19 protein-coding genes are annotated in these 15,421 nt (G+C 62.2%); 14 read left to right on the plus strand and 5 right to left on the minus strand.

The window, feature by feature from the left end; translation table 11 throughout:
- Window positions 1–12 precede the first annotated feature (12 nt).
- The 4 genes from acpS to era are packed head-to-tail and all read left to right on the plus strand — an operon-like array spanning window position 13 to window position 2,912.
- A complete protein-coding gene (gene acpS / locus ACSQ2A_RS04440) occupies window positions 13–432 on the plus strand; it encodes a holo-ACP synthase (RefSeq protein WP_436071240.1) in 420 nt (139 codons plus the stop codon).
- A gap of 31 nt (window positions 433–463) precedes the next feature.
- Window positions 464–1,288: a signal peptidase I gene (lepB, locus tag ACSQ2A_RS04445; RefSeq protein WP_436071241.1), complete on the plus strand. Its 825-nt coding sequence runs from the start codon at window positions 464–466 to the stop codon at window positions 1,286–1,288.
- Entirely contained in the window at window positions 1,285–1,989 is a 705-nt protein-coding gene (rnc, locus tag ACSQ2A_RS04450) for a ribonuclease III (protein WP_436071242.1), read from the plus strand. Before lepB ends, rnc begins: the two co-directional genes overlap by 4 nt.
- Window positions 1,989–2,912 carry a GTPase Era gene (gene era, locus ACSQ2A_RS04455; RefSeq protein WP_295410224.1) on the plus strand — a complete coding sequence of 308 codons (924 nt, stop codon included), beginning with the start codon at window positions 1,989–1,991 and terminating at the stop codon, window positions 2,910–2,912. The genes rnc and era overlap by 1 nt, the downstream gene beginning before the upstream one ends.
- 9 nt (window positions 2,913–2,921) lie before the next feature.
- Here era and ACSQ2A_RS04460 read toward each other — a convergent pair whose 3' ends face one another.
- Window positions 2,922–3,260 (minus strand): antibiotic biosynthesis monooxygenase family protein, encoded by a 339-nt coding sequence (locus tag ACSQ2A_RS04460; RefSeq protein ID WP_436071243.1) that lies wholly within the window; start codon window positions 3,258–3,260, stop codon window positions 2,922–2,924.
- 91 nt (window positions 3,261–3,351) lie between these two features.
- On the opposite strand from ACSQ2A_RS04460, the gene ACSQ2A_RS04465 reads away from it, so the two are divergent.
- The 6 genes from ACSQ2A_RS04465 (at window position 3,352) to ACSQ2A_RS04490 (ending at window position 9,059) form a co-directional block, all read left to right on the plus strand.
- The gene (locus ACSQ2A_RS04465) at window positions 3,352–3,795 is read left to right on the plus strand and encodes a MarR family winged helix-turn-helix transcriptional regulator (RefSeq protein ID WP_436071244.1); all 444 of its coding nucleotides are present in this window, start codon (window positions 3,352–3,354) and stop codon (window positions 3,793–3,795) included.
- 6 nt (window positions 3,796–3,801) lie between these two features.
- Window positions 3,802–4,446 (plus strand): Pr6Pr family membrane protein, encoded by a 645-nt coding sequence (locus ACSQ2A_RS04470; RefSeq protein WP_436071245.1) that lies wholly within the window; start codon window positions 3,802–3,804, stop codon window positions 4,444–4,446.
- A 1-nt stretch (window position 4,447) separates the two neighbouring features.
- Window positions 4,448–5,155: a DNA repair protein RecO gene (gene recO, locus ACSQ2A_RS04475; protein WP_436071246.1), complete on the plus strand. Its 708-nt coding sequence runs from the start codon at window positions 4,448–4,450 to the stop codon at window positions 5,153–5,155.
- Window positions 5,156–5,210: 55 nt separating this feature from the next.
- Window positions 5,211–6,197: an ABC transporter substrate-binding protein gene (locus ACSQ2A_RS04480; protein ID WP_436071247.1), complete on the plus strand. Its 987-nt coding sequence runs from the start codon at window positions 5,211–5,213 to the stop codon at window positions 6,195–6,197.
- 136 nt (window positions 6,198–6,333) lie between these two features.
- Window positions 6,334–8,634 carry a DNA topoisomerase IV subunit A gene (gene parC / locus ACSQ2A_RS04485; RefSeq protein WP_295410210.1) on the plus strand — a complete coding sequence of 767 codons (2,301 nt, stop codon included), beginning with the start codon at window positions 6,334–6,336 and terminating at the stop codon, window positions 8,632–8,634.
- Window positions 8,635–8,750: 116 nt separating this feature from the next.
- A complete protein-coding gene (locus ACSQ2A_RS04490; RefSeq protein ID WP_436071248.1) occupies window positions 8,751–9,059 on the plus strand; it encodes a Dabb family protein in 309 nt (102 codons plus the stop codon).
- Window positions 9,060–9,285: 226 nt separating this feature from the next.
- Here ACSQ2A_RS04490 and ACSQ2A_RS04495 read toward each other — a convergent pair whose 3' ends face one another.
- Together ACSQ2A_RS04495 and ACSQ2A_RS04500 are read right to left on the minus strand one after the other, a co-directional pair.
- On the minus strand, window positions 9,286–10,017 hold the full coding sequence (locus ACSQ2A_RS04495; protein WP_436071249.1) for an arginyltransferase: 732 nt from the start codon (window positions 10,015–10,017) through the stop codon (window positions 9,286–9,288).
- A gap of 59 nt (window positions 10,018–10,076) precedes the next feature.
- Window positions 10,077–10,622, minus strand: coding sequence for an RDD family protein (locus tag ACSQ2A_RS04500; RefSeq protein ID WP_436071250.1), 546 nt, complete (start codon window positions 10,620–10,622; stop codon window positions 10,077–10,079).
- A gap of 116 nt (window positions 10,623–10,738) precedes the next feature.
- Between ACSQ2A_RS04500 and ACSQ2A_RS04505 the strand changes: the two genes are divergently transcribed.
- Window positions 10,739–11,677, plus strand: a complete 939-nt coding sequence (locus ACSQ2A_RS04505) for a DMT family transporter (protein ID WP_436071251.1) — start codon at window positions 10,739–10,741, stop codon at window positions 11,675–11,677.
- 7 nt (window positions 11,678–11,684) lie between these two features.
- On the opposite strand, the gene hemB is transcribed toward ACSQ2A_RS04505, so the two are convergent.
- A complete protein-coding gene (gene hemB, locus ACSQ2A_RS04510; protein WP_436071252.1) occupies window positions 11,685–12,698 on the minus strand; it encodes a porphobilinogen synthase in 1,014 nt (337 codons plus the stop codon).
- A 180-nt stretch (window positions 12,699–12,878) separates the two neighbouring features.
- On the opposite strand from hemB, the gene ACSQ2A_RS04515 reads away from it, so the two are divergent.
- Window positions 12,879–13,268, plus strand: a complete 390-nt coding sequence (locus ACSQ2A_RS04515) for a hypothetical protein (protein ID WP_295410197.1) — start codon at window positions 12,879–12,881, stop codon at window positions 13,266–13,268.
- Here ACSQ2A_RS04515 and ACSQ2A_RS04520 read toward each other — a convergent pair.
- The gene (locus tag ACSQ2A_RS04520) at window positions 13,265–13,996 is read right to left on the minus strand and encodes a helix-turn-helix domain-containing protein (RefSeq protein WP_436071253.1); all 732 of its coding nucleotides are present in this window, start codon (window positions 13,994–13,996) and stop codon (window positions 13,265–13,267) included. The genes ACSQ2A_RS04515 and ACSQ2A_RS04520 overlap by 4 nt on opposite strands.
- A 128-nt stretch (window positions 13,997–14,124) precedes the next feature.
- Here ACSQ2A_RS04520 and ACSQ2A_RS04525 point away from each other — a divergent pair, with 128 nt between their 5' ends.
- On the plus strand, window positions 14,125–14,532 hold the full coding sequence (locus tag ACSQ2A_RS04525) for a hypothetical protein (protein WP_436071254.1): 408 nt from the start codon (window positions 14,125–14,127) through the stop codon (window positions 14,530–14,532).
- Between the two features lie 238 nt (window positions 14,533–14,770).
- On the plus strand, window positions 14,771–15,280 hold the full coding sequence (gene ldtR, locus ACSQ2A_RS04530) for a transcriptional regulator LdtR (protein ID WP_035081594.1): 510 nt from the start codon (window positions 14,771–14,773) through the stop codon (window positions 15,278–15,280).
- The last annotated feature ends 141 nt before the right edge of the window (window positions 15,281–15,421 follow it).

Genomic DNA, 15,421 nt, shown 5'->3' on the forward strand with positions numbered 1-15,421 from the left:
AGGAGCAAGAAAATGATCATCGGCCTCGGCTCCGACCTCATCGAGATCCACCGCATTGGCGCTGCGCTCGACCGCCATGGCGAGCGCTTCACCCACCGCTGCTTCACCGAACTCGAACGCGCGAAATCCGACCGCCGTGCCCAGCGCGCCGCGTCCTACGCCAAGCGCTTCGCAGCCAAGGAAGCGTGTTCGAAGGCCCTCGGCACCGGCCTTAGTTTCGGCGTTTATTGGCGCGACATGGGCGTTGTGAACCTGCCCTCGGGCAAGCCCACGATGAAACTCACCAATGGCGCCCTGCGCGCCCTCATGCGCCTTGTCCCGGCGGGCCACGAGCCCCATATCCACATCACAATTACCGACGACGCGGGCCTGGCGCAGGCTTTCGTCATCATCGAAGCGCTGCCGGTTGACCCTGCAAGGGCAAGCGTCTAACGCTCTCGTCAGCGCTGATCCTGGAATTGCAATGACCCAATCCGCCCAAAAACCTGCCAAGAAATCCGCCGCCAACGAGTGGTGGGATACTTTCGTGGTCATTGTCGAAGCGCTGCTGATCGCCATCGTGCTGCGCTTCTTCCTTTATCAGCCCTTCTCCATCCCCACTGCGTCCATGCAGCAGACGCTGATGATTGGCGACTACTTCGTCGCCAACAAATTCGTCTGGGGCTATGGCAAGCATTCCTTCTCGCTCGGCCGCTATGGCGATTTCGCTCTGCTCGATTTCGAGCTGCCGATTTCCAACCGGATCATGGGCCGCGACCCCAACCGCGGCGACATCGCCGTGTTCCGTCCGGTTCCGCAGAACATGGAATACATCAAGCGCGTCGTCGGCCTGCCGGGCGACCGCATCCAGATGATCGAAGGTCGCCTCTATATCAACGGCACCATGGTCGAGCGCGAAGAGCTTGGCAAAACCATCGATACCGACAGCAATGGCGATGCCCGCGAAGTGACCGTCTATCGCGAGACCTTCCCGGAAGGCACGACGCACATCATCCAGGAAATTTCCGACAGCGCGCCGCTCGACAACACGCCTGAATATGTCGTGCCCGCCGGCCACTTCTTCATGATGGGTGACAACCGCGACCGCTCCGCCGATAGCCGCGTCCTGAGCCAGGTCGGCTATGTGCCCGCCGTCAACCTGATCGCCAAGGCCGAAGCGCGCTTCTTCTCCATCAAGAACAATATTCCGCCCTGGCAGATCTGGCAGTGGCCCGCCAACGTTCGTTGGGACCGCATGATGCAGGGCGTCGATAGCGACAAGCCGTTCTTCACCACGGAAGCGCTGTGAGCCGGCGCGACAAAAGCCACGAAAAGCTTCAGGTCCGGATCGGCTACAATTTTGCCGATCCGGACCTTCTCGCTCGTGCGCTGACCCATTCGAGCGCCGTTTCGCCCGGCAAGCGCGTCGAACGCTCTTATCAGCGCCTCGAATTCCTCGGTGACCGCGTGCTTGGGCTCGTCGTTGCCGACATGCTTTATCAGCGCTTCCCCAAGGCGAACGAGGGCGAATTGAGCCGCACGCTCAATACGCTCGTGCGCAAGGAAACCTGCGCCGTCATCGCCCGCCAGCTCGAAGTCGGCCCCGAACTGATCCTGGGCGACAGCGAAGCCCGCACCGGCGGCGCAGAAAAGGAAGCCATTCTGGGCGACGTCACTGAAGCCATCATCGGCGCCATCTATCTCGATGGCGGCCTCGAAGAAGCACGCACCTTCATCGAGCGTTATTTCGAAGAATTCATCGCCGACGGCCAGACCCATCGCGCCGATGCCAAGACAACACTTCAGGAATGGGCCCAGGCCCGCGGCCTTGAGCCGCCGACCTATGCGCTGGTCGAGCGCACCGGCCCCGACCACGCCCCCGAATTCACCATCGCCATCGATCTCGCGGGCTTTGACCGCATCTCGGCGACCGGCCCCTCGAAGAAAATTGCCGAACACAAGGCTGCCGAGGACTTCCTCAAGCGCCAGAAGGTTTGGAAGGAAAGCTGATGACCGAACCCGCCGATCTCACCAACACCTCCTGCGGCTTCATCGCTCTTGTCGGTGCCCCGAACGCCGGCAAGTCGACCCTGCTCAATTCCCTCGTCGGCACCAAGGTTTCCATCGTCACCCACAAGGCGCAGACGACGCGTAGCCAGGTTCGCGGCGTCCTGACGCTGGATCAGGCTCAGCTCGTCTTCATCGACACCCCCGGTATTTTTGCGCCAAAACGCCGGCTTGAGCGCGCCATGGTCGATAGCGCCTGGGGCGGGGCGGGGGATGCCGATCTCGTCGCCTTCATCATCGATGTCGATCGCGGCATCACCCCCGATATCGAAATCCTCCTTGAGGGTCTCGAAAACATCAAGCAGCCGCGCGTGCTGATCCTCAACAAGATCGACACGGTCAAAAACGAACGCCTGCTCACCCTGTCGCAAACGCTCAACGAGCGCCTGCGGTTTGAAGCCACCTTCATGCTCTCGGCCCTGAAAGGTCACGGCGTGCAGGATTTCATCGACTGGTGCGTCAAGCACATCCCGCCCGGCCCCTGGCACTTCCCGGAAGATCACCTTACCGATCTCACCATGGCCATTACCGCCGCCGAGATCACGCGCGAAAAGCTCTTCCTGCGTGTGCACGACGAGATCCCCTACAACTCCACGGTCGAAACGGAATCCTTCAAGATCCAGAAGGACGGCTCCTACAAGATCGACCAGGTCGTCTACGTCACCCGCGACAGCCACAAGAAGATCGTGCTCGGCGCCGGCGGCCAGACCATCAAGTCCATCGGCGCGGAAGCCCGCAAGGAACTGATGGAAATGTACGAGGTGCCGATCCACCTCTTCCTGTTCGTCAAAGTCCGCGAAAAGTGGGCTGATGATCCCGAGCGCTATCAGGAAATGGGCCTCGAATTTCCGCAGAACAAGAAGTAGCCGCGCCCCTCAGGGCACGGCCGCGTAGTTCGACATATTGGCCTCGATGCCAAGGGCGCTGAGGAACTGGGCGGGATCAAAACCACTCATCCCCCGCTTTTCCATCATGGCGGTCTTGGCATTGGCAAAGGCCGCCTCGCTTTCCCATTCCACCACCGTCACCACATTGAAGCGCTGCGCGCCGGAATGGTGTTCCAGCACCAGGTTCTGCAGGCAGCCCTTCTGCTGGTCGAGAAAATCCTTGGTGTCCCGTACCTGCGCCATGAAGGCTTCGCGGGCCTCCGCCGGCACGGCAAAGCTATCGATACGAAAAACGGAAGCATTCTTGGCTTGCGTTGGGGCGTTCATCTCTGGTCTCCATGCTGAAGTCATTCAACCGATCCGTTGAATTGACAGTATGCTGTCAAAACGGTATTGTGCTGTCAATATGAAATCATCCATGGCACTGAGCGCCCTGTTCCTCGATATTTTCCGCGCCAATGCCCTGCTCGTGGCGTCCGGCGATGACCTCGTCGCGCCGTTGGGCCTCACCAGCGCCCGCTGGCAGGTGCTGGGCACGGTTGCCATGGCGCCGACACCGCAGCCCGTCGCCCACATCGCCCGCGACATGGGCCTCGCCCGCCAGAGCGTCCAGCGTCTCGTCAACGAATTGGCCGATGCAGGTCTCGTCGATCTCAAGGACAATCCGCACCACAAGCGCGCCAAGCTCGTTTGCCTCAGCGAGGCAGGCCGCCGCTCGTTCGACGCGATCCATAAATTGCAGCGCCCCTGGGTCGATGGGCTTGCGGAAGGGCTCGAAACGGAAAAAATAGCCATCGCGGCCGAGGTGTTACAGAGCTTGCGCGCAAGACTGGAGCAGCAACTTGGCGATCAGGCGGAGTGAGCGCGAATGACCCAGACGCAGACTGATTGGCTGAGCCGCCTCATCGCCCTTGCGATCGCCCTGGGCGCATGGGTCGGCCTTGGCATCACCCTCGAAGGGCAAGTGGTCAAGTTCGGCTCGTTCTTCGTCTCGCTCTGGGTGCTCTCCGGCTATTTCACCATCCTCACCAATTTCCTCGTGGCCGTGGTCTTCACCGTCCTCGCGCTGGGCGGTCGCCACAGCATCCATCCGCGCTTCCTCGCTGGCGTCATGCTGGCCATCGTGCTTGTCGGCGTCGTCTATGGCGTCCTCTTGCGCGGCCTGCAGGAGCTGACGGGCGTCGAGCTCATCTCCAACATGCTCCTCCACCAGTTGATCCCCCTGTTGGTCCCGATCTACTGGTTCTTCTTCACCCCCAAGCTCACGCTTCGCTGGACCGATCCAACGCTCTGGGCCATCTATCCGCTGGTCTATCTCGTCTATGCCCTGGCCCGCGGCTTCTCCGAAGGGCACTTCGCCTATCCCTTCATCGATGTCGGCACCAACGGTACGGCCCAGGTCGCCGTCACCGTCCTCATCATCACCGCACTGTTCCTCATTGTCGGCCTCGGCGTCGTCTGGGTCGATCGCCGGATTGGTGCAGGTGCAAATCCTGCGGGCGTGACGGCCTGACGTGGAATGGACCGGTGAAGCCCTGCTTATTGGCGTCCGCCGCCACGGCGAAACCAGCCTCATCGCCGAGGCCATGGTGGCAGGCCGCGGGCGCTGCATGGGCCTCGTCCGCGGCGGCCGATCGTCAAAACTCGCGCCCGCCCTGCAGGTCGGCAACACCATCCAGCTGACATGGCGCGCCCGCCTCGAAGATCATCTCGGCACCTTTACCGTCGAACTCATGCAGAGCCGCGCTGCCGACCTCATGGCCGACCGCACAAAGCTCTACCTGACCCAACTCGTCTGCGATCACCTGCGCCTGCTGCCCGAGCGCGATCCCCACGACCGCCTCCTCGGCCAGGCCCTGTCGCTCATCGACAACCCACCCGACGGCCCCGCACTGGCACGCTTTGAACTCGCTCTCCTCGACGAACTCGGCTTCGGCCTCGACCTCTTTAGCTGCGCCGCCACCGGCGCCACGACCGATCTCACCCACGTCTCTCCCAAAACCGGTCGAGCCGTCTCCCGCGCCGCCGCCGCCCCCTATCTCGATCGTTTGTTGCCGCTCCCCAGTTTCCTCCACGAACGCGGCAATGCCTCGCCCGACGACATCCGCGATGCCTTCAAGCTTACGGGCCATTTCCTCGATCGCCACATCTGGTCGGCGCGCCAGATCGACCATCCATCCGTCCGCGAAGCGTTGATCGATATCCTCAGCAGAGACCATTGACGTATAAATATGATTTGATTAGTCAGCTTTATATCGACCAATACCGGAGCTGACGATGATCAGGTTTGCTGGCGCCATGGTGGCGCTTGTTTTGATGGCCTTGCCGCTTGCCGCTGCTGAAACGCGCACCTTCGAGGCCGCCAACGGCGCCGTGGAAATCCCCGCCGATCCGCAGCGCATCGTCTCGCTGCACGATCTCAGTATCACCCTGCCGCTCGTCGAGTTTGGTGGCGTCGACAAGATCGCCGGCAGCCATGGCCGCGTCGACGACGCCGGCGAGCCCTATATCCGCACCGTCAACACGCTCTACGGCGTCGACTACGACAATTCGGACATCGAATTCGTCGGCATCTTCAACGAGATCGACCTCGAAAAGATTGCGCTGCTTGAGCCCGACCTCATCATCGGTCGCGCCGGCAACGACGACAAACTGCTCGAAAACCTCAACAAGATTGCCCCGACGGTACTGATCGACGTCGTCGGCCTCGATTATTTCGGCCGCATGCACGCCGTCGCCGACGCCGCCAATCTCACCGACGAATACGATCGCCGCCTGGCGCTCTATCAGGAGCAGATCGCCGAATCCCGCCGTCTCGTCCCCAACGCCGCCGACATCTCGGTCTCCATCATCCAGCCCTGGCCCAAGGACGGCTATATCAACGGCTCGCGCACCTACTACGCCCTCTCGCAGGTGCTGGACGATATCGGCTTTGCCAAGCCCAAGGTCATCGCTGACATCACCGACGCGAGCGGCGACGCCGAGTTCAGCCCCGAATTTCTCCCCGAACTCGACGCAGATTTCGCCTTCAGCACCTATGAGATCGCCTCAAGCGAGCAGGCGAGCCCTCAGCTGATCCGCGAGGCTTTCGAGGCGCTGATCCCCGGTTTCTGCGACATCGTACACTTCTGCCGCAACCATCAGCTCGTTATCCTGCCCCGCTCGCCGATCTACGCTTCGTCGTTCCGTTCGCTCGAAATCGCCAACGACTCCGTGCTGACCCATATTGCCGGCCGCGAATTCGTCCCATTTGCCCAAAACTGACCGCATGCACCGGTCGGGGCATTTTTGCCCCGGCCAAACCTGCGGAAACCGGGGTAAAACCCCGCAAAACCTGCCTTTCCGAGCCGGCTGGACTATACTCTGCTCCTGATTCGTTCTCTTGCAGATTGAGCCACGCATGTCCGACGCCGATACCTTGCCGCCCGCCGACGATCAGCGCATCGTTGATCTCAAGCAGGCGCTTGAAGAGCGGTATCTGAGCTATGCCCTCTCGACCATCACCCAGCGCGCGCTGCCCGACGCCCGCGACGGCCTGAAGCCCGTTCATCGCCGCATCATCCACGCCATGCGCCTGCTGCGGCTTGATCCCGGTCAGGGCTACAAGAAGTCCGCCCGTATCGTCGGCGACGTGATCGGTAAGTTCCACCCGCATGGCGACCAGTCGATCTACGACGCCCTGGTCCGCCTCGCGCAGGATTTCGCCCTCCGCTATCCCCTCGTCGATGGCCAGGGCAATTTTGGTAACATCGACGGCGATAGCGCCGCGGCCATGCGATACACGGAATCGCGCATGACCGAAGTCTCGATGCGCCTCCTCGAAGGCATCACCGAGAACGCCATCGACTTCCGCCCCACCTATGACGGTGAAGACGAAGAGCCCGTCGTGCTCCCGTCCAACTTCCCGAACCTGCTGGCCAATGGCTCCACCGGCATCGCCGTGGGCATGGCCACTTCCGTGCCGCCGCACAACATCGTCGAGCTCTGCAACGCCGCGCTAAAACTGATCTACAATCCCGAAGCGACGACGGAAGACCTGATCCACGCCGATCTCTCCGCCCCGCCCAGCATGGACGACCTCGTCCGCGGCCCCGATTTCCCGACGGGCGGCCACCTGGTCGAATCCCGCTCCTCCATCGTCCAGTCCTACGAAACCGGCCGCGGCGCCTTCCGCCATCGCGCCGTCTGGAGCAAGGAAGAAAAGGGCAGGGGTGTCTATCAGATCGTCGTCACCCAGATTCCCTATGGCGTGCAGAAATCGCGTCTCGTCGAAAAGATCGCCGAGCTGCTCCTCGCCAAGAAGCTGCCGCTGCTGAAAGACGTCCGCGACGAAAGCGCCGACGACATCCGCCTCGTCCTCGAGCCGCGCGCCGGTACGGTGGATGCCGTCATCCTCATGGAACAGCTCTTCAAGCTCACCGAGCTTGAACTGCGCTTCCCGCTGAACTTGAACGTCCTCGACAAGGGCACGACGCCCCGCGTCATGAGCCTTGCCGATGCCCTGCGCGCCTGGCTCGACCACCGCAAGATCGTTCTCGTCCGCCGCTCCGAACACCGCCTCGAACAGATCGCCAACCGCCTCGAAGTGCTCGAAGGCTATATCGTCGCCTATCTCAATCTCGACGAGGTGATCCGCATCATCCGCGAGGAGGACGATGCCAAAAAGAGCCTGATGGCGACCTTCGACCTGACGGACAATCAGGCCGAAGCCATCCTCAACATGCGGCTCCGTTCGCTGCGCAAGCTCGAAGAGCTCGAACTGCGCAAGGAGCACGAGAACCTGACGGCCGAAAAGGGCAAGCTCGAAGCGCTTCTGGCTTCCGACAAGAAGCAGTGGGGCGAAATCTCGCGCCAGGTCGAAGCGCTGAAAAAGGCCTATCCGCTCTTCGAAGCCGATGGCGTAACTCCGCATCCGCTTGGCGCCCGCCGCACCGTCTATTTCGATGCTCCGACTGCCGACGCCGCCGAAATCACCGAAGCCTTCATCGAGCGCGAGCCGATCACCGTCATCCTCTCGGAAAAGGGCTGGATCCGCGCGCCCAAGGGTCACAATGCCCCGGTCGACGAAAAGGGTTTCAAGACCGGTGACCGCCTGAAACTGGCGCTCAATTGCGAAACCACCGACAAGCTGCTGATGCTCACCACCGGCGGCAAGGTCTATACCCTCGGCGCCGACAAGCTCCCCGGCGGACGCGGTCAGGGCGAACCCGTTCGCATCATGGTCGATATGGAAGAGGGGCAGGACATTGTCGACCTCTTCGTCTATCGCCCCGGCACCAAGCGCATCGTCGCCTCGTCGGCCGGCTATGGCTTCATCGTCCCCGAAGACGACCTGATCGCCAATACCCGCAAGGGCAAGCAGATCCTCAACGTCTCGCTGCCAGAAGAAGCGCGCCTGATGGTCCCTTGCGATGGCGACCGCGTCGCCGTTATCGGCGAAAACCGCAAGCTGCTGGTCTTCCCGATTGCGCAGCTCGCCACCATGTCCCGCGGCAAGGGCGTGCGCCTGCAGCGCTACAAGGATGGCGGCATTTCCGACATCAAGACCTTCTACGCCGCCGACGGTCTCACCTGGACTGATAGTTCGGGCCGCACCTATTCCAAGCCCACAGAAGAACTCACCGACTGGCTCGCCGACCGCGCCACCGCCGGCCGCCAGCCACCGACGGGCTTCCCGAAGAATAACAAATTCGTCGGGTGAGGGCCGGACGCGCTCGCAGTTCGTCACCCCTCGGGCTTGACCCGAGGGGTGACGCGGTGAGGGGGGCCTCACCGAATGAACTTCCGGTCCCAACCGATTCAGAGGACTCAACAAAAATGATCCGCCATTGCGTCCTCGTCCGTTTCCGTCCTGAAGTAACGCAGCAAGATCGCGTCGCGATCTACGCCGAACTTGAATCACTGCGTGAAGTCGTCCCGGGCTTCCTCGGCATGAGCGCCGGCCCCAACGTGTCGCCCGAAGGCCTCCACAAAGGCTTCGTCGACGGCTTCACCATGGATTTTGCCGACGAAGCCGCCCGCGACGCCTACCTCATCCACCCCGACCACAAAGCCGCCGGCGCAAAACTGGTCGCCGCCTTGGAAGGCGGTCGGGACGGTTTGATCGTGTTTGATATGGTGGTTTGAGAGCCTAAGCCCTCGTCGATCAGCGCCCCCACACCCACAGCGTCATCCCCACGAAAGCGCGGATCTCTGTTTCAGGACAGCTTCCTCCCCGTCGTCATTGCCGGGCTTGTCCCGGCAATCCATCTCGCCTCCGCATGGACCACCGGGACAAGCCCGGCGGTGACGACCAACGAAAAATCTCTGAAATGTGGACCTATTAGAAACGCTAGCGCGGTGTCGCTATGCCTCAGTCCTCGACCCGGCACCATCCGGCATGCCCGCGCTGCACTTCCAGCGGGCGATACTGTGCCTTGTAGGCCATCTTGGGCGAGTCCTTCACCCAGTAGCCGAGATACACATAGTTCAGCCGCGCCGAGCGCACCTGCGCAATGTGGTCGAGAATGAGAAACGTCCCGAGGCTGCGATGCGCCAGATCGGGATCGTAGAACGAATAGACCATGGACAGCCCATCGGGCATCACATCGGTTAGCGCCACGGCCACCAGCGTCTGTTCGGGATGATCGCGCAGCCGATATTCCACCAGCACCGACTGCACCGGCGTATCCTCGACCATGTATTCATAGTCCTGATACGACATTTGCGTCATGCCGCCGCCCGCATGGCGGGAGTCGAGATAGCGCTTGAACAGTTCGTATTGCTCCACCGTCGCCGTCGTCGGCCGTACGGTGATGGAAATATCGGCATTGGCGCGCAACACGCGCCGGAACCGCCCGGAAGCCGCAAATTCCCCCGCCACGATTCGCACCGACTGGCAGGCATTGCAGCCCTCGCAGGCCGGGCGATAAATCAGGTTCTGGCTGCGGCGGAAACCATTGTCGCTCAGCACATGATGCAGCGCCGACGCCCGGCGCCCGCTGAGGTGCGTGAACAGTTTACGCTCCATGTGGCCCGGCAAATAGGGGCACGGCATGGCCGCTGTAAGAAAGAGTTGGGTGGTTTCTGGCGACTGGTCGGTCATCTACGACCCATGGCTACAATCCGGCGATTGTACCCCTCCCGTCACCCGCCTGCAATATTTCAGTAAAATGCGCTGCTACGGGCGTTCTGCCAGTGCCGGATCATCGGCGATCGCCGCACCATCAGCGTGCCGACCACAAAATCGTGGATCATCTGCCGGCGCGGGGTGAACAGCGCGAAGAGCAGCGAGATCGGCCAGCAGATCCAGAACGTCAGCCAGAAGACCAGCGCGTGGAGGATCGCCATCCAGCCATCAAGCGGCTGCCCGCGTGTCGGGGTCAGCACGATATCCATCATCTGCATGCCAATCGTGGCGCGCCGCGGTGAGCCAAGCGTCGCCGCATAATAGAGGACGATCACCGCCGGCACGACAAAGACCAGCGCCGCCCAGGCAAGCCCAAAGGTCAGAAAGCCCAATATGCCGCCGACAATGGTCGCGGCCAAGACCAGCCCGCCCATGATGGCAAGGTCAATGAAATAAGCCATCACCCGTCGCGTCAGCAGGCCGTCGAACAGCTCCGGCGCGGTGGCAGGGTCGGGCAGGTAGGGGCGGGGTTGAGCATATTCCTGGGTCATGATGCTGAAATTGTCACGACCTCGCCGCAATGCAAGACCTCCTGCGCAATTCTCCTGTGCTTCGGCCCGTGACCGGCCTATCCTTGACCCAATCCTGCCCCTCGCGAGTCGCTTGCCCTGCCGCACTCGCTCCTTCGGAACCTCACATGTCGACGACTTCCGCCCCCGCGCCGCTGACCGATCAGCCATTGCGCGGCCTTGCCCTCATCATCGGGGCAACTCTGCTCTTTGCCTATAACGACACGACCAACAAGTTGCTCATCACCGAGTACAATGTGCCCATGGTGGCGGCCATCCGCTATATCGGCCATTGCCTGCTCATGCTGGCGATTGTTGCGCCGCTCCATGGCCGCGAAATGGTTCGCACCCAGCGCACCGGCCTCGTGCTCATCCGCGCCGGCAGTCTCGCCATCGGCTCCCTGCTCGTCAGCCTGGCACTCCAGCGCATGCCCGTCGCCGAAACCACGGCCATCGTCTATCTCTGCCCGGTTCTCGTCGTTTTGCTGTCCGGCCCGCTGCTCAAGGAGAAGGTCGGCCCCATGGCCTGGGTGGCGGCGGTCATCGGCTTTGCCGGCGTCCTGCTCATCGCTCGCCCAGGTGGCGGGCTCGATCCGCTGGGCGTGATCTTCGTGCTGGGCAACGTGGTCGTATCCCTGACCTACAATCTGCTCTCGCGCGTTCTCGCGCGCACTGAGCGCACCATGGCCATGCTGTTCTATTCCGCTCTGGTCGGCGCCATCGGCTTCGGCATCTTCCTGCCCTGGACCATGCACGGCGTCGCCCCCACGCCGCTACAAGTGTTCCTCTTCATCGGCCTCGGTGTCTCCGCCTGGCTCGGGCATTACCTCTTCACCCAGTCCTATCGCTATGCCCCCGCGGCCCTCGTCGCGCCCATGACCTATATGCACCTGGTCTGGGCCGGCATTTTAGGCTGGCTGGTCTTCGGCCACGCCCCCGAGCCAATCGCGCTTGGCGGTATGACGCTCGTGGCTCTCGCCGGTATCGTCAGCGCCTTCCGCCCGCGCCGCGGCGAACGTCCAGCCCAATTGGCCGCCGAAGACGGCACGACAGAACGGGCAGGCTAGGGCGCCTTTAGCGCCCCAGCTTCCGCGCCATTTCCAGCGCGTAATAGGTGAGAATGCCATTCACCCCGGCACGCTTGAAGGCCCAGAGGCTTTCAAGCACCGCCGCATCGCGATTGATCGCCCCGGCCGCCCCAGCCAGCTCGATCATCGCGTATTCGCCGCTCACCTGATAGGCGTAGATCGGCACGTTGAAGGCGTCCTTGGCCCGGCGGATGATATCGAGATAGGGCATGCCCGGCTTGACCATCACGCTATCCGCGCCTTCCTCGATATCCTGCGCTATCTCGCGCAAAGCCTCGTCGGAATTGGCATAATCCATCTGATAGGTGCGCTTATCGCCCTTGAGCCGGCTGCCCGAGCCGACGGCCTCGCGGAACGGCCCGTAAAAGCACGACGCATATTTCGCCGCATAAGACATGATCTGCACGTGCTCAAAGCCTTCGGCATCGAGCGCCGCCCGAATGGCCGCCACGCGCCCATCCATCATGTCCGAAGGCGCAATGATATCCGCGCCCGCCTTGGCCTGCACCAGCGCCGACTTCACCATCGCCGCCACGGTTTCGTCGTTGAGGATTTCCCCATCACGCACGAGCCCGTCCTGCCCATCGCTCGAATATTCATCGAGCGCCACGTCGGCAATCAGCCCGATATCCGGCACTGCCGACTTGATCGCGCTCAGTGCCCTGCACATCAGATTGTCCGGATTGTAAGCCTCGGCGCCGCTTTCCGACCGCAGATGGTCCGGCGTATTGGGAAAAATCGCCAGCGCCGGAATCCCCGCATCCCGCGCCGCCTTGGCCGCTTCCACCATCAGGTCGACGGACAGCCGTTCCACCCCCGGCATGGTCTTGATCTGCGTCTTCTCGTTCTGTCCTTCAATTACGAAGAGCGGCCAGATCAGATCGCGCGGCAGCAGTTCGGTTTCGCGCACCATATCCCGGCTCCACGCCGTCCGCCGCAACCGCCGCTGCCGACGGCCATCGAGAAAAGACATGTCATGCTTGGGCCAGTTCTGCGTCATTCTTCTGTTCCTTGCCGCATGGCCCCGGCATCCACCGGCCAAACACCTCCCCCTTGATGGGGGAGGATGGGAGGGGGTGGGGCCACACACCGCGCTCTGTGTCCTCGCCTCATACCAGCCGCGTCGCTTGCCTCCAAGCCGCCGCTTGTCGCAGCCCCTCGCGCTCGCTACTAAAGAGCCATGTCGTTCAAATCACCCCAGCTCGGCCTCTATATCCGCGTCGTCGCTCTGCTGAGCCTGGCTCTCGGCCTCAGCGATGCCGGCCGCCTGCTCGGCGTCAATCTCGGCGCCACCAGCCCGGTCGCCGTTCTCGGCCCCGTGGGCTTTGTGCTCCTCGGCATCTTCTCGCTCGCGCGCCTCTTTGCCGGTGTCGGCCTGTGGCTCAAGGCAAGCTGGGGCGCCGTTCTCCTGGTCGGCTCCACCACTGCCGAGCTGGCGCTCTATCTCGCCGGCAGCCCCGACATCCGCATGTCCGCCTTCGGCTTCGCCGTCCGCATCGTGCTGCTCGTCGCCATATCTGTCATCTTCGCCCTCAGCTTCCGCTTCACACGCGCCCAGGCAGCTGACTAAGCAGGATGAAACTGCTCGATGGTGATCTCCTCGGCCAGCGCATCCTGCGGCGCACCAAAACTCGTGACCGTCGTGAACCAGCGCGTCACCTGATCGCCCATCCGGAATTCCAGCGGTAGCAGCACCTGCCCAAGCATACCTTCCGGCCGCAGGCTCAAGCCATCGACGCCCTCATGCCTTCGCACCCGCATGAGCACCCGCGCCACTGGTGCGCTCGGCCCATGCCGCCTTACGCCTTCGCGCAAGCGATGCATCAGATAGGCCGCGACCTCCGCCCAGTTGACGATGGCCTCGCGCACCGCGCCCGGCTCAAACACGAGATCGGCCAGGTTAAGCCTCTCCTCCGGCAGCGTCTCCACCCCGATCAGCACCAGCGCCGCCCCATTGGCTTCCAGAATATCAAAGGCCGCATCGAGCACGATGGCAGGGTAGGGCCCATGCGCCTTCAGCAATAGCTGCGCCGCCTGCCTAAGTTCGGTCATCTGAGGACTAAGCCAGTCATTGTCCCCATAGTGCGGCGCAAACCCGGCCGCCACGAGCAGGCCATTGCGTTCCCGCAGCGGCAGGTCGAGCGCTTCCGAGAGCCGCAGCACCATGGCCGCGCTCGGCCGCGCCCGCGCGGACTCCAGAAATGACAGATGCCGCGGCGATACTTCCGCCGCCATGGCCAGCGCCATCTGGCTCATTCCTCGTTGATTGCGCCAATCGCGCAGGGCCGTCTCAAACATGGCTTGTCTCCTTGACCCCAACCTGCCGCATGAGCCGCCGCAATTCCATTACCCCGGAGGTAATTGTCTTCATGACCTCCCGCGCGCCACCCTCCAGCCATCGACAACCCGTTCCTTGGAGAACCACCATGGCGACCGCCACCCAGCCCCTCATCCTCCGCGATCCCGGCCTCATCTATCGCTTCGACGCCGTGCTCTCCCTCACCATGTGCATAGGCCTTGTCGTCCTCGCGGCCCCACTCACCACTCTCATTGGCTGGGCCCCCATGCACACAGTCCTTCTCGGCGTCGGTATTTTCCTCCTGCCCTGGGCCCTCTTTAACTGGACCATCGGCGCCGCCACGGGCCCCGACAGGATTTCCCTCCTCGGCAACCTCCTCGGTGACGGCCTTTGGGTCCTGCTGAGTGTTTTGCTTCTTGTACTTTATTCGGCTCAAATGACCGCGATCGGAGTAACCTTCATCATCGCCCAGGCGCTGGCCGTATCGGTCATTTTCGCCATCAAGCTGGCCGGCCTCAAGACCCTGCGAGCCTGACATCACATATGCGGGCGGTCGCACGGGCCGCCCGCCGAAAGCTGGTCCGAGAGCCGTTTACGCCTCGGAAAGGTTACAACTTTATGCACCGGTGTGACGAAGCGTTAAGCCAAATTCTCATTGCTTTCCAGTAAGATGCCATTAAGCGTGCTGTTTAGGGCGATCTTAGTTCGGCCGTCGTAGTTTGGCCTCATGAGATGCGAAAAATCGCACGCAGAGAAAAAACAGTGAGGCAAAAATGGCAACCAAGTCGAACGCAGCTGAGGCCCTGATCCCGAACCGTCCGGAAGGTCTCAAGCCCCTCTATCTCGAAGCCGTCTCCCGTGTGGAACGTCTCCACCGTCGTCTTCTCGACCTGATCAAGGACGAGTTCGATCGCATGGGTTGGGACGATATCAACCCGGTCCAGGCGCTGCTGATGTTCAACATCGGCGACAGCGAACTGACCGCCGGCGAGCTGCGCTCGCGTGGCTACTATCTCGGCTCGAACGTTTCTTACAATCTCAAGAAGCTGGTCGAGACCGGTTACATCTTCCAGGAGCGTTCGCGCACCGACCGTCGCTCGGTCCGCATCCGCCTCACCCCCAAGGGCGAGGAAGTCGCGGAAGTGATCGACGAACTCTATGATCGTCACCTCAAGTCCATCGACAAGGTCGGCGGCCTCGGCGACGAAGAGTTCGACAACCTGAACAAGGCTCTGGCCCGTCTCGAACGCTTCTGGGTCGACCAGATTCTCTACAAGCTCTGATTGCATGCGGGGCAGGGCTCCGCGTCAATTGAAACAGCATGCGGGTGTAGGCTTGTGTTGCCTCCACGCCACACTCTCTGCGGAGACGCCGGCCCCTGGCCGGCGTTTTCTTATTTGTGCCGCAAATCCAAGGCACCCGAT

The organism is Devosia sp. LjRoot3, from assembly GCF_964252865.1.
Taxonomy (GTDB): Bacteria; Pseudomonadota; Alphaproteobacteria; order Rhizobiales; family Devosiaceae; genus Devosia.